Annotated in this window: 9 protein-coding genes; 3 read left to right on the top strand and 6 right to left on the bottom strand. The window is 78.4% G+C overall.

Translation table 11 applies throughout. The annotated features are described in order from the left end of the window. Positions 1-250 precede the first annotated feature (250 nt). Positions 251-1,876 carry a PucR family transcriptional regulator gene (locus tag LO771_RS03190; protein WP_230648038.1) on the top strand — a complete coding sequence of 542 codons (1,626 nt, stop codon included), beginning with the start codon at positions 251-253 and terminating at the stop codon, positions 1,874-1,876. Here the strand turns inward: LO771_RS03190 and LO771_RS03185 are convergent. From LO771_RS03185 to LO771_RS03175, 3 genes are all read right to left on the bottom strand, one after another. Beyond that, the gene (locus LO771_RS03185; protein ID WP_230648037.1) at positions 1,852-3,102 is read right to left on the bottom strand and encodes an acyltransferase; all 1,251 of its coding nucleotides are present in this window, start codon (positions 3,100-3,102) and stop codon (positions 1,852-1,854) included. The genes LO771_RS03190 and LO771_RS03185 overlap by 25 nt on opposite strands. A gap of 130 nt (positions 3,103-3,232) precedes the next feature. Continuing rightward, the gene (locus LO771_RS03180) at positions 3,233-5,377 is read right to left on the bottom strand and encodes a bifunctional polysaccharide deacetylase/glycosyltransferase family 2 protein (protein WP_230648036.1); all 2,145 of its coding nucleotides are present in this window, start codon (positions 5,375-5,377) and stop codon (positions 3,233-3,235) included. Positions 5,378-5,392: 15 nt separating this feature from the next. Next, positions 5,393-6,127 (bottom strand): hypothetical protein, encoded by a 735-nt coding sequence (locus LO771_RS03175; protein WP_230648035.1) that lies wholly within the window; start codon positions 6,125-6,127, stop codon positions 5,393-5,395. A 775-nt stretch (positions 6,128-6,902) separates the two neighbouring features. On the opposite strand from LO771_RS03175, the gene LO771_RS03170 reads away from it, so the two are divergent. Further along, complete coding sequence (locus LO771_RS03170; RefSeq protein WP_230648034.1) at positions 6,903-8,057, top strand: ROK family glucokinase; 1,155 nt, start codon at positions 6,903-6,905, stop codon at positions 8,055-8,057. Between the two features lie 112 nt (positions 8,058-8,169). Here the strand turns inward: LO771_RS03170 and LO771_RS03165 are convergent, their stop codons facing one another. Continuing rightward, the gene (locus tag LO771_RS03165; RefSeq protein ID WP_230648033.1) at positions 8,170-9,135 is read right to left on the bottom strand and encodes a threonine/serine dehydratase; all 966 of its coding nucleotides are present in this window, start codon (positions 9,133-9,135) and stop codon (positions 8,170-8,172) included. Positions 9,136-9,526: 391 nt separating this feature from the next. Between LO771_RS03165 and LO771_RS03160 the strand changes: the two genes are divergently transcribed. Next, positions 9,527-10,114 carry a hypothetical protein gene (locus LO771_RS03160; protein ID WP_230648032.1) on the top strand — a complete coding sequence of 196 codons (588 nt, stop codon included), beginning with the start codon at positions 9,527-9,529 and terminating at the stop codon, positions 10,112-10,114. A 157-nt stretch (positions 10,115-10,271) separates the two neighbouring features. Here LO771_RS03160 and LO771_RS03155 read toward each other — a convergent pair whose 3' ends face one another. Both LO771_RS03155 and LO771_RS03150 read right to left on the bottom strand, forming a co-directional pair. Beyond that, positions 10,272-11,186 (bottom strand): 1-aminocyclopropane-1-carboxylate deaminase/D-cysteine desulfhydrase, encoded by a 915-nt coding sequence (locus tag LO771_RS03155; protein WP_230648031.1) that lies wholly within the window; start codon positions 11,184-11,186, stop codon positions 10,272-10,274. Positions 11,187-11,312: 126 nt separating this feature from the next. Further along, positions 11,313-12,938 carry a CocE/NonD family hydrolase gene (locus tag LO771_RS03150; protein ID WP_230648030.1) on the bottom strand — a complete coding sequence of 542 codons (1,626 nt, stop codon included), beginning with the start codon at positions 12,936-12,938 and terminating at the stop codon, positions 11,313-11,315. Positions 12,939-12,982: the final 44 nt, after the last annotated feature.

Below are 12,982 nucleotides of genomic sequence, written 5' to 3'. Positions count from 1 at the left end.
GCCCGGCGGACCGGTGCCTCTGTGAGCCAGTACACACGCGTGCGGGCGGGCGCGGGCAGTCACCGATGGCATGAACCCCGCGCGGCGCCGTACCGCGCTCTCCTGTAGCTTTCTCCAAAGCCGGACCTCCGCAATCCGCGCCGCCCGGATCCGCCGCCCGGATCCCCCGCGGGATCCGCCGCCGGGAGCGCGGGCGGCCGCCGGCGGCAGGTGCCCCGGCGGCAGGAGCCCCGGCGGGAGGAGGCAGGAGATGCGCGTCGCCGCCCTGCTGTCCCCCGGCGCCCCCGGCCTGCGGCTCCTCACGGGCGAGGACGAGCTCGACCGGCAGGTCACCGGCGTGATGACCACCGACCTGCACGACCCCGGCCGGTACCTCCACGGGGGTGAACTCGTCCTCACCGGCATGCTCTGGCGCTCCCGCCCCGAGGACTCCGAGCGGTTCGTGCGGGTGCTGGCCGACGCCGGGGCCGTCGCCCTCGCCGCTGGGGAGGCCGAGGTGGGACCGGTCCCCGCCGACCTCGTCGAGGCGTGCCGGCGCCACCGCATGCCGCTCTTCGCCGTCCCCGAGGACATCGCCTTCGCCGCCGTCGGCGAGTACGTCGGCCGCCAGGTCTCCGCCGACCGCGCCGCGGACCTCGCCGCCCTCGTCGAACGCCACCGGCTGCTGGTCTCCGCCGCGGGCGGCAGCGGCCTGGACGCCGTCCTCGACCTGGTCGGCGGCGACCTCGACCTGGACTGCTGGGTGCTCGCCCCCACCGGCCGGGTCGTCGCCGGGCCCGCCGGCCGCCTGCCCGCCGCCGACCGCGAGCGGTTGGTCCGCACCCACCTCGCCGCCCTGCGCCGCCGCACCCGCCCGCCCCACCGCGCCCGCGCGCACGGCCGCCCCTACGCCCTGCTGCCCGCCCCCGCCGACCCGGCGGCCCCGGCCCCGCTCGCCGACTGGCTGCTCGCCGTCGCGGGCGACGACGCCGAGTGGAGCGCCAAGCGCGGCCAGCTCGCGGAGAACCTCGCCCGCCTCGTCGCCGCCGAGCGGGTCCGCCGCGACCAGGGGCGCGCGCTGCGCCGCCGCCTCGCCGACGAGCTCGCCGCCCTGCTCGCCCGGGACGCGGGCTCCGCCGAGACCGCCCGCGTCCTGGACGCGGCCGAGGCCATGTCCGGCCCCGGTCCGCAGGCGCCGCCCGCCGCCCGGCTGGTCGTCGCCGCCGAGGGCACCGGCCTGCCCGACGGCGCGCTGCGGGCCGCGCTGGAGGAGGCGCTCACCGACGACGACGACCGCGCGCTGGTCGCCGGGAGCGGCGCCGAGGCCGTGGTGCTGCTGCCCGTCCCCGCCGGGGGCGGGGCCTGCGGGGAGGAGGGCCCCGGGGCTCCCGGCGCCTCCGAGGGCGGCGACGCCGCGGCCCGGCTGGGCGCCCTGCTCGCCCCCCTGGAGGCCGGCCTGGGCCCCGAGGGCCGGATCACCCTCGGCGTGAGCGCCCCCGCCGAGGGGCCGGGGGCGCTGCGCGGCGCCTGGGAGGAGGCGCGCCACGCCCGCCGCGTCGCCGCGGCCCGCACCGGCCGGATCCGCGCCGCCGGGCCCGAGGGGCTCGCCTCCCACGTGCTGCTGCTGGCGGCCGTCCCCGACGACGTGCGCCGGGCCTTCCGCAGCCGGCTGCTGGACCGGGTGGTCGCCTACGACCTGGAGCACCAGGCGGACCTGGTCCGCACCCTGGACGCGTTCCTGCGCGCCGACGGCTCCTGGACGCGCTGCGCGGCGGCCCTCCACGTCCACGTCAACACCCTGCGCTACCGCATCCGCCGGATCGAGGAGCTGACCGGCCGCGACCTGGCGCGCCTGGAGGACCGGGTGGACTTCTACCTGGCCCTGGCGCTCGCCTGACGCCGCCTGCCGCCGCGGTGCCCCCGGACGGTGCCCGGGCCGGCGGACCGGCGCGGCCACGGCAGGAGCCGCGGCCGCCGCCGCGCGGCGACGTCCTCGACCCAGCCGAAGAGCACGACGCACAGGGCGATCAGCGGCCAGGCGCCGAGGAAGTTCAGCCAGGGGCTGTCCAGCAGCCACGGCACGTTCCGCTCCAGTACCGGGAACCGCCAGAGCTGGTCGATCAGCGGCACGGTGGCGATCAGCGCCGCCTCGTGCCACAGGTAGACGGTCACCGCGCGGGCGTTGAGCAGGCCGATCACCCCCGACCACCGCCGCAGCCGCCGCGGCCAGGAGGTCCACGAGGGGCTGAGGTGCAGCAGCACCAGGACGAAGCCGAACGACCAGACCGCCTGGGCGACCGGGATGCCGTCCAGGTCGTAGCCGCTCTCCGGGTCCTGGTGGTCCACGGCGAACCACAGCCCGGCCAGCAGCACGAAGGGGGCGACGGACGGCGTCACGTAGCGCGGGAGGCGGCGCAGCACCCCGTCGTGGTGGGCGAAGCCCAGCAGCCAGCAGGAGGCGAAGACCGCGAAGTCGGTGGCGGCGGCGCCCACCCGGTCCGGCAGGGCGATCCAGCCGGAGCCCAGGACCACCGCGAGGCCCAGCGGGGCCAGCAGCACCGGCCAGGGCGCGCGGCGCAGCAGCCGCAGCATCAGCGGGGAGAGCAGCACGAACCACAGGTAGGCCCGCAGGTACCACAGCGGGACGGCCACCTGCTCGGCCCAGCCGCCGTCCAGGATCCCGTCCACGCCGGGCAGGTGCGACGGGTACGGCGGGTCGCTGAGCGGCACCACCCAGAAGAGCATTTTCAGCCACCAGCGGGTGCCGCCGCCGCTGCCGGGGCCCCAGCCCTGCAGGACCATCCCGCCCACCGCCACGGCCCCGAAGAGCCACATCGGCACCAGCAGCCGCCGCATCCGGCTCCGGACCACGTGCAGCGCCGGCCGCTCCAGCGACCGTGCCATCAGCGACCCGGCGAGCGCGAACATCACGCCCATGGACGGGAGGAGGAGCGTCAGCCAGGCCCAGCCGAACTGGTGGTACGCCACCACCCGGACCAGGGCCAGGGCGCGCAGCAGGTCGAGGTAGCGGTCGCGCCCGGAGGGCGGCGCACCGCTTTCCGGGCGCGGTGCGACGGGGACGGCAGCCCCGGCCGGGGCGGGGGCCGTTGCCGGGAGGGTCATGCGGGTGCCTTTCGTGGCGGGGCGGTGCGGTGCGGGGCGGTGCGGTGCGGGGCGGGGGCCGTGCCGGGCGGCGGCACGGTGCGCGGGGACGGGCGGCTCCGTGCTGCCGGTCCGTGCCGCCGCGGGGGCCTCACACGGCGGCGACGGGGGCCTCGACCTCGCCGGTCCGGCGGAGCTTCTGCCAGCGCAGCCGGCCGCCGGTCAGGGCGGTGATCCAGGACTGCAGCAGCACCAGGTACATCAGCTGCCGGTAGACGACCTGCTGGATCGGCAGGCTGACCAGGTGCCAGGGCCTCTCCCGGTCGAGCCGGAAGGCGTACCCGGCGCACACCGCCTGGACGGCGAGCACGGCCAGCCAGGCCAGCAGGGTCCGCCCCAGGTCGACGAAGACCATCCCGTAGAGCAGGAAGACGTCGATCAGCGGCGCCAGCAGCGGCGCGACCACCGTGAAGAGCGCCACCAGCGGCAGTCCGACCCGGCCGAACCGTCCGGCGGTGCCGCGCTCCAGCACCGCGTGCCGGTGCTTCCACATCGCCTGCATGGTGCCGTAGCTCCACCGGTAGCGCTGCGACCACAGCTGGTCCATGGACTGCGGCGCCTCCGTCCAGGCGCGGGCGTCCTCGGCGTAGACGATCCTCCAGCCGGCCCGGTGCAGGGCCATGGTGACGTCGGTGTCCTCGGCGAGGGTGTCGTCGCTCATGCCGCCGACCCCCGCGAGCGCGGAGCGGCGGTAGGCCCCGACGGCGCCGGGGATGGTGGGGATGCAGCCGAGCACGTCGTACATCCGCCGGTCGAGGTTGAAGCCCATGACGTACTCGATGTGCTGCCAGGCGCCGATCAGGGTGTCCCGGTTGCCGACCTTGGCGTTGCCCGCCACCGCGCCGATGCGGGGGTCGGCGAAGGGCTGCACCAGCTCGCGGACGGTGGAGGGCTCGAAGACCGTGTCGCCGTCCACCATCACGACCAGGTCGTGCGAGGCGTGCGCCAGGCCGGTGTCGAGCGCCGCCGCCTTGCCGGCGTTGGCCTGCCGCACGACCCTCACCCCGGGCAGCCCCAGCGCCTCGACGACGGCCGCGGTGCCGTCCGTCGACCCGTCGTCGACGACGACCACCTCGACCGGGTGGTCGCTCCGGGCGAGCGACCGCACCGTGTGGGCGATGCACTCCCGCTCGTTGTAGGCGGGCACCAGCACGGTGACCGGCGCGGTCACCGGCGGCCCCCAGGAGAACCCGTCGGCACGCGTGCGCCGCACGTGCCGGAAGGACAGCGCCAGCATCAGCGCGAACCGCGCCAGCACCAGGCCGCCGACCACGGCCAGCAGCGCCACCAGGACCGGCAGCAGGGCCACGGAGACGGAGACGAACCCGATGAACACCCTGCCCGACCAGAGCGGGAAGCCGCTGACCGCGGTGTGCGCGCTCGGGGCGCCCAGCGACCCGCTCACCGTGGTGAAGCGGTAGTGCTCCGCCTCCAGCAGGGGCATCAGCCGGTCCAGGGCGGCCACCGTCTGGGAGCGGTCGCCGCCGGAGTCGTGCATCAGCACCACGGCCCCCTCGCCGGGATGCCGGGGCAGGGCCGCCCGGACGATGGCGTCGACGCCCGGCCGCTTCCAGTCGTCGGTGTCGGTGTCGATAAAGGCGGTGACGTATCCGCGCGCGCCGGCCTTCCTGACGACCGGCCAGGTGAGGTCGTCGAGCGCGCTCGCCCTGGAGGAGTACGGGGGGCGGAACAGCGAGCTGTGGATGCCGGCGGCGCCCGCCAGGGCCAGCTGCGTCTGGGCCAGTTCCCAGGAGAGCCGGGTGTCGGACTGCAGGGCGAGGTCCGGGTGGTCGAAGGTGTGCACGCCGACCTCGTGGCCCTCGGCGACGATCCGCCGCACCAGGGCGGGGTGGCGCGAGACCATCGCGCCCGTCACGAAGAACGTCGCACGGGCGTGGTGCTTCGCCAGGATGTCGAGCACCCTCGGCGTCCAGACCGGGTCGGGGCCGTCGTCGAAGGTGAGCGCCACGGTGCGGTCCGCGGGGCGGTAGCTGCGCTGCCTGCCGTGGCGGGAGTCGACGACCGGTCCGCCGGTGAGCAGGTGGCGCGGGACGGTCGTCTTGTCCACCGACTCGGCGACCCGGCTGTCGTGGAACACCTCGTTGGTGACCAGGCCGCGCAGCAGGAGCAGGCCCATCAGGGCGACCATGACGAGGGAGGGCAGCAGGAAGCGCAGCGGCGGTGCGGACCTGCGGCGCGTCCGGGCGGCGGCCCGGTGACGTCGGTGACGGTGCATCAGCTGGCTTCTCCGCTAGGGGAACGAGGGGAGGCTCGGGAAGGTGCTCCCGGCCTGCGGGTCGCGGGTGCCGCCGGACGGCGGGGGTCCGGCCGGGGTGCCCCCGGCGGGGGCGGACGACGGGGCCGCCGTGGTGGCGGGCCCGGTGGCGGCCGGCGGTCCCGCGGGGGCGCGGGCCGGGGCGGAGCCCGCGGCGGGCGCCGCCGTGCGCGAGGGCGGCCGGGTCGTGGCGCCGTGCGTCCCTGGACGGGCGGCCGGGCGGGCGGGCCGCCCGTCGGCGCCGCCCGGGAGGGGGGATCCGGGAGCGGCGTCCGCGGACGCGGTGCCGTCCGGTGCGGCGGACCCGGAGGCCTCCGCCGACGGGGTCCGGGGTCCCGTCGGCCCGGAGGGGCCGGGCCGCGCGGTGGCGGTGGCGCCGTGCCGTTCGGGGATGTCGAGCCCGGGGACCTCGGAGCGCGCACTCAGCACGGCGGTGGTGAACACCGCCGTGAAGGCCACGCAGGACGTGCCCACCAGCCAGCCGACCAGGCGCAGGCCGCGCCTGCGGCGTCCGGTGCTGTCGGCGAAGACGGGACCGGCGGCGTCCCCGGCCCCGGAGGCGGGGGCCGGGGCCCGTCGGCGCCCCGGGGCGGCCTGCCGGAGCCCCGGGGCCTGGCGGCGCACCGGGGCCTGCCGGCGCACCGGGACCTGCCGGGGCGGGGCGGCCGGCGCGGCGGGCCGGGCGGGCGCCCCCAGGACGCGCAGGGCCACCGTGGGCAGGTCGGTGCCGTCCTGCGGGGGGCCGCCCGGCGGATGCCCGGTGTCCTCCGGGACACGGGGGTGGGCCCCGGGTGCGTTCGTCCGGGGCCCGGGTCGCCGCGGGGCCCGCGATGGCCTGGTCGTCACGGGAGCAGAAGCCTTTCGGAACGGGCGCGCACCTGCCGGGCGTCCGGAGCCGGGCGTCCGGAGCCGGGTGTCCGGGCGCCCACCGCCGGCCGCCGCTGACGGGCTGCCGGGCATGGCGGTGGTACGCGGTCGGTGGTGCCGGGATGCGGAGGTGCCGTGGGGTGGCGGGTGCCCGGGGGCGTGCGCGGTCCCGCCGGGTCCGGCGGCCCGGCACGGGCGGGCGTGCGGCTCTCGGGGCGCGGTGGTGGAGGCGGCGGCGCGGCAGGAGGGGGCGCGGCAGGAGAGGGCGCGGACACGGGCCGGTACGGCGGACGTCACGGCGGCCCGCGGGTGTCCGTCGCCGTCCGGGTGGCGGGGGCGTCCGTCCTGCGGTCGTTCCGCGGCGCGCAGCCGCTCCGTCCGGGGCGGCACCCCCGGGCACGGCTCCCGCGGGCTGCGCCGGCACTGCGCCCGCCCTGACCTGAGCCGTCTCGCTCCGCGTGCGGGAAGAGGCCCGCGCGTATGGGGGAGGATAGCAGCCGGCCCCCCGCGGAGACCGGCATACGGCGCCCTCGGGGCCGTGCGCCGGGGGCGTCCGGGACGGCCACCGGCAGGCATCCACGACGACGAGCACGCCGACACGGCGGGGGCGGAGCAGGACGTGAGCAGCAGCGCAGACGCCGGACGGGAGGGGCGGCGCCCCCTCTCCGGACTCGTCCCCGGAGCCGGTTCCGCAACCGGGGGGCACGGCGGCCGCACCGCGCAGCGCAGCGCGAGCCGCCGCCGGCGCGCGGTCCACCTCAGCTCCCTGCGGCTGACCACCGTCGGGGTCGACATCGGCGGCACCAAGGTCGCCGCCGGGGCCGTGGACGCCGACGGGCGGGTGCTGGAGCAGCTGCGCACCGAGACCCCCCACAAGAGCAAGAGCCCCAAGGTGGTCGAGGACACCATCGTGGAGCTCGTCCTCGACCTCGCCGACCGGCACGACGTCCACGCCGTGGGCGTCGGCGCCGCCGGGTGGGTCGACGCCGACCGGTCCCGGGTGCTCTTCGCCCCCCACCTCAACTGGCGCGGCGAACCGCTGCGGCAGGCCCTCAGCGACCGGCTGCGGTTCCCGGTGGTCGTGGAGAACGACGCCAACGCCGCCGCCTGGGCCGAGTGGCGGTTCGGCGCCGGCCGCGGCGAGGACCACCTCGTCATGATCACCCTCGGCACCGGCATCGGCGGCGGCGTCGTCCGGGAGGGGCTGCTGGAGCGCGGGAAGTGGGGCCTGGCCGGCGAGTTCGGCCACATGCAGGTCGTCGCCGGCGGCCACCGCTGCCCCTGCGGCAACCGCGGCTGCTGGGAGCAGTACTCCTCCGGCAACGCGCTGGTCCGCGACGCCCGCGAGCTCGCCGCCGCCGAGTCCCCCGTCGCCGAACCGCTCCTCGACCGCGTCGGCGGCGACGTCTCCGCCATCACCGGCCCGCTGGTCACCGAGGCCGCCCGGGAGGGCGACGCGGTCGCCGTGGAGCTGCTGCACGACGTCGGCCGCTGGCTCGGCGTCGGCATCGCCAACCTCGCCGCCGCCCTCGACCCCGGCCGGTTCGTCGTCGGCGGAGGGGTCTCCGCCGCGGGCGACCTGCTCATCGAGCCCGCCCGGGATGCCTTCCGGCGGACCCTCACCGGCCGCGGCTTCCGGCCCGAGGCGCAGATCGTCCTCGCCGAGCTCGGCGGCGAGGCCGGACTCGTGGGCGCCGCCGACCTGGCCCGCCAGGTCGCCCGCCGCTTCCGCACCGTCAGGCGCCGCCGGGTGGAGCGCCGCGGCGGCGCCTGACCGCCGGGGCGGCCGGCCGGGGCCGCGCCCCGCCGCGGGGGTGCGGCGGTGCGGCGGTGTCCCGGGTGCCGGTGCGGCGGCGTCCCGGGCGGCGGTGGGTCCCGGGGGCGCCCTACAGCGCGCCGCCGTCCCCGAGGTCGGACGGGTCGGTGTTGGCGCCGCAGAGCACCACGCCGACCCGCTCGCCGGGCTCCGGCCGGTACGCGCCGCACCGCAGCGCCGCCAGGGCGGCCGCCCCGGCCGGCTCCACCAGCAGGCGGCGGCGCTCCCACAGCGCCCGCCGGGCCGCCGCGATCTCCGCGTCCGGCACCAGCACGGAGACGACGCCGTGCCGCACGGCCGCGTCGTGGGCGACCGCGCCCAGCCGCCGGGCGCCGAGCGAGTCGGCGGCGATCCCGGAGACGGGCACGTCCACCGGACCGCCCGCCGTGAGCGCGTCGTGCAGCGTCGGGATCGCCTCCGGCTCCACCGCCACCACCCGCGCCCGGCCGTCCACCGCCGCCGCGACCCCCGCGAGCAGGCCGCCGCCGCCCACCGCCACCAGCACCGTGTCCAGGCCGTCCGGCCCGGCCTGCTCCATCAGCTCCAGCCCCACCGTGCCCTGGCCCGCGCACACCTCCGGCTGGTCGTAGGCGTGGCAGAACAGCGCCCCGGTGTCCGCCGCGCGCTGCTTGGCCGCGGTGTACGCCTCCGCGTACTCGGTGCCGTGCAGGCCGACCGCCGCCCCGGTCTCCCTGAGGGCGGCCAGCTTCACCGGCGGGGCGGTGGCGGGCACGAGGATCTCCGCCCGGACGCCGAGCCGCGCGGCGGCGTGCCCGACCGCCAGGCCGTGGTTGCCGCCGGACGCCGCGATCACGCCGGCGGCGGGCAGCGCGCCCGCCTCCCGGGCCGCGAGCAGCCGGTTGAAGGCGCCGCGGGCCTTGAACGAGCCGGAGTGCTGGAGCATCTCCAGCTTGAACAGCGACGGCCCCACGGGTGCGCCGCCCGCGTCCTCGGGCTCCAGCACTGCGACGGGGGTGGTCCGGACGCGGCCGGCGATGCGGGCGGCCGCCTCCTCGACGTCTGCACGGGTCAGCATGCGGCCGACCCTACGCCCGCCGGGCCCCTCCCGTCCCTGCTGTCGCTGCCGCCCCTTCCGTTCCGCGGAGGACGGTGGTCCGTCCACGGAGGAACGGCCGCGCTCCGGGCAGCCGCCGAGCGGTGCCGTGCCCGCGATTCACGGGGGGACGCGGGGGGAGGGGCGGCTGCACGGGCGGTGGGGCGGCGCAGACGGTAGGGGCGGCTCGGGGCCGTGGTCCGGCCCGCCGCCGTCGCCCGGGACGCGACCGTGCACCCCGGTACCGGACGGCGAGGTGCCCCGCACGGAGATGTGAAGAAGGAGTGGACGGGGCGTCGGGTCTTCGGGCAGTGTGGTGCGGACACGACAGGCGTGGGCGCGGCCGGGCGAGGGGGAGGGTGGGGCGCGGGCCATGACGAGCACCGCCTCCTCCGCGGTCGCGGCCGCAGCCGTTCCCGCCTCCCGGCTCGACGCCCGGGTCGCCGCCGCCGCGGCCTTCCTGCCGGGACTCCGCGGTCTGCTCAGCGCCGGGACGGGCACCGCCGTCCACGGCTCCGGCCGCGCCCTGTGCGTCGCCGCCACCGGTACCGGCGCCGCCACCGGCCCGCGCGTGCTGCACAGCCGCCCGCTCGGCCCCCGCGGCCACGAGATCGTCGTCCTGTGCGCGGTGCCCGAGCGGCCCGACCCCGTCGGCGTCTCCCTGGAGCTGCTCGACCGGGCCCTGTGGGGCGAGGGCGTCCTCCTCGCCGACATGGCCGTGCTGCCCGCCGCGCGGGAGCCGGGTCCGGAGGGCGCCCCGGACGGCGCCCCGGGCGGCGCCCCGGGGGCCGCCGCCCGCATCGTCGTCGGGCTGCGTGCGGTCGACCCGGCCGTGGACCCGGGTCCGCTCACCGCCCGGCTGGAGGCGTGGCGGACCGCCGTCGAGGCCCGCGCCGCCGGCGCCGTCGCCGTCCGGTGGGCTGCCGCGCCCGCCCTCCCGGGGCGCCGCGGACTGGGCTGAGACGCCCGGCGGCCCCCGCCCCCGACCCGGCACCGGTGCCTCCCGCTCCCGGACCGCCGCCCGTGCCTCCGGATCCCCGTGCGGAGCCGCCGCCGCGCCGCCCGCCGTGGCGGCCCCGCCGTCACGGCCCCGCCGGGGTGGCGCGGGCCGCGCGGGATCACGCCGGGACCGGGTCGGGCGGTCCCGTCACGACGGCGGTGACCCGCGTGCCCGGCCGCAGCCGGCCCGCCTCGGCCAGCCGGTACACGGCGTGCAGGGTCTTGGCGACGTACCGCAGCTCCAGGGCGGTGCCGTGCCGGAGCGCGAAGCCGGCCGCGAAGTCCGCCAGCGCGGGCGGCACGCGGCCGTAACCGCCCCCGTGGTGGTCGTGGTCGATCCGCCAGTTGGCGAAGGAGCGCCCCCAGCCCTCCGCGTGCAGCCGCGCCACCTCCCCGTCGAGGTGGCGGGCCCCGGCGACGACGGCGACGCCGAGGGCCCGCGCCCCCGGCGGCAGCCCGGCCGCCAGGCCCGCGAGGGTGCCGCCGGTGCCGACGGGGCAGCAGACCAGGTCGTCCGGGCCGAGGTCGGTGAGCTCGGCGGCGGTGGCGGCGCTGCCGCGGGCGGCGTGCACGTTGGTGCCGCCCTCCGGCAGGATCCAGCAGCGGCCCCAGCGCTCCTCCAGGGCGCGGCGGACGCCGGGGTCCGCCAGGCCCCCCAGGGTGGCGCGGTAGGCGGAGCGCGGCAGGAACGCCAGCTCCATGCCGTACGCCTCGGCGGCCCGCAGCGACCAGTTGCGCGGCCGGTCCGCCAGCTCCTCGCCGCGGACGATCCCGGTGCTGGCCATGCCGTGGGCGGCCGCGGCCGCCGCGGCGGCCCGCAGGAGGTTGGAGTACGCGCCGCCGAAGGCCAGCAGCCGGGTGTGCCCGGCGTCGGCCGCGGCGTGCAGGTTGGGGACCAGTTTGCGCCACTTGTTGCCGGGCACCGACGGGTGGACCAGGTCGTCCCGCTTGAGCTGCAGCCGGACGCCCGCCCGCGCCAGCACGGGGTCGTCGACCTGCTGGAGCGGTGAGGGGAGGGCGGCGGGGGCGAGCACGGGGCCAGCGTACGGGGGTGCCCGGGTGCCGGGACCCGGCACCCGGGCACCCCCGTACGCACGGGTGGTCCCGGGCGGGGCGATCGGACCGGCTCGGGTCCGGCCGCCCCGCCCGGGACCGGCGGCTCACCTCAGCGGCACCGAGATCCACGAGGGGTCGGCGTCCGGCGAGTCGAAGCCGATCCGGGTGCCGGCGGCGTTGTGGGTGAGGTACAGCGGGTCCACCGTGTCCACCACCAGCGCCAGGCGGTGCCCGGCGGGCACGTCGTAGGCCGTGGCCTGGAGGGCGAAGTCGGCGGTGAACCGGCTCCCGGCCGTGCGCTCCACGAAGGTGTACGGCGCGTGGGCGACGAGCCGCCCGACGCCGAGCGGCCCCACGTCGTACAGGTAGGCCACCAGGCTGCCCCGGTCGTCGCCGGGGACGACGCCGAGGTGGACCCGGACGCTGCCCCGGATCCGCTGCTCCGTCCCGTACGGGTCGGACTGCCACACCGCGCTCACGGCGCGCGGCAGCAGCGGCACGGAGACCAGCGGCGGGACCTTGAGGAACTGCTCGGCGAGGTTGCTGAGGAAGACCACCCCGCCGTCCGCGCCGGAGTCGAGGCCGGTGGCGACGGTGGTGCGCCAGCCGGTGGCCGCGCCGCCGCCCAGGCCGCCGGTGCCCAGCCAGTCGCGGGCGCCGAGGGCGAGCCTGCGGCTGGAGGTGCTGACGGCCTGCCAGCTCGGGTAGTCCTCGTAGGAGTCCTGGAGCTGCGGCTGGAGGTGGACCGGCGGCTCCCGGTCGATGCCGTTGCCGGCGCCCATGAGGTGGTGGTCGAGCCAGCGGCGCGCGTCGGTCCACACGTCGTTGGGCAGCCCCAGCAGTCCGGTGGCCTCGGCGGTGGCGTGGTCGCCGGGCCGCAGCTCCAGCCGCTTGGGCCCGGTCAGCCCCTCGTAGAAGGAGGTGAGCTGGTTGGGCGGGAAGATGGAGTCGCCCCAGGCGTTGGCCAGCATGACGGCCGTGCCGTTGGCGTTGATGCGGTCGAGGTAGGTGGCGGGGGAGCGGAGCCGCGCCCATGCCTTGACCTGCTCCTCCTTCGGGTACTCCGAGCCGAAGAAGTCGGTGAGGACCTGCTGGAGCTCGGCGCCGGGCCGCCCGGTGAGGTAGCCGGCGAGGGCGAGCAGGCCGGCGGACTGCAGGTGCTGGGTCTCGTCGCTGTACAGCGAGCCGACCAGGTCGGCCCAGCCGCTGAGGGCGGCGACGGTCCGCACCCGGGGGTCGGAGGCGGCGGCGAGGAGGCTGATCCCGGCGCCGTAGGAGACACCGGCCATGCCGATGCGGGAGGGGTCGGCGGCGGTGTGGGCGAGCGCCCAGTCGACGACCTTCGCGGCGTCGGCGACGTCGGGCGGCCCGGCGACCTCGATGCGGCCGCCGGAGCCCCAGAAGCCGCGGGGCGTGTAGCTGACGACCACGTAGCCGGCCTGCGCCAGCTGCCGGGCCTGGGCGAGGTACTCCAGGTCGTTGAGGCTCCAGCTGGAGGGGAGCACGACCAGGGGGTGGGGGGTGGCGGTGTCGGCGGGGGCGTAGACGTTGCCCTTGAGGACGACGCCGCCCGAGCCGGGGATGTCGGTGAAGCGGAGGACGGGGGAGGCGGCGGCCGCTGCGGTGGCGGCCGGGGCGGCCTGGGCGGGGGCGGCGAGGGCGAGGGGCCCGGCGGTGAGCAGGGCGGCGGCCAGGGCGGTGGCCGCCGCACGGCGTGCGTGCGCGCGCATGCGGTGCTCCAGTCTGCCGCGATCCGCGTGCGGTGGGTGGGCGC

It is taken from the genome of Streptacidiphilus sp. ASG 303, assembly GCF_020991365.1.
GTDB lineage: Bacteria > Actinomycetota > Actinomycetes > Streptomycetales > Streptomycetaceae > Peterkaempfera.
This window is presented reverse-complemented; position numbering and strand designations above follow the sequence as displayed.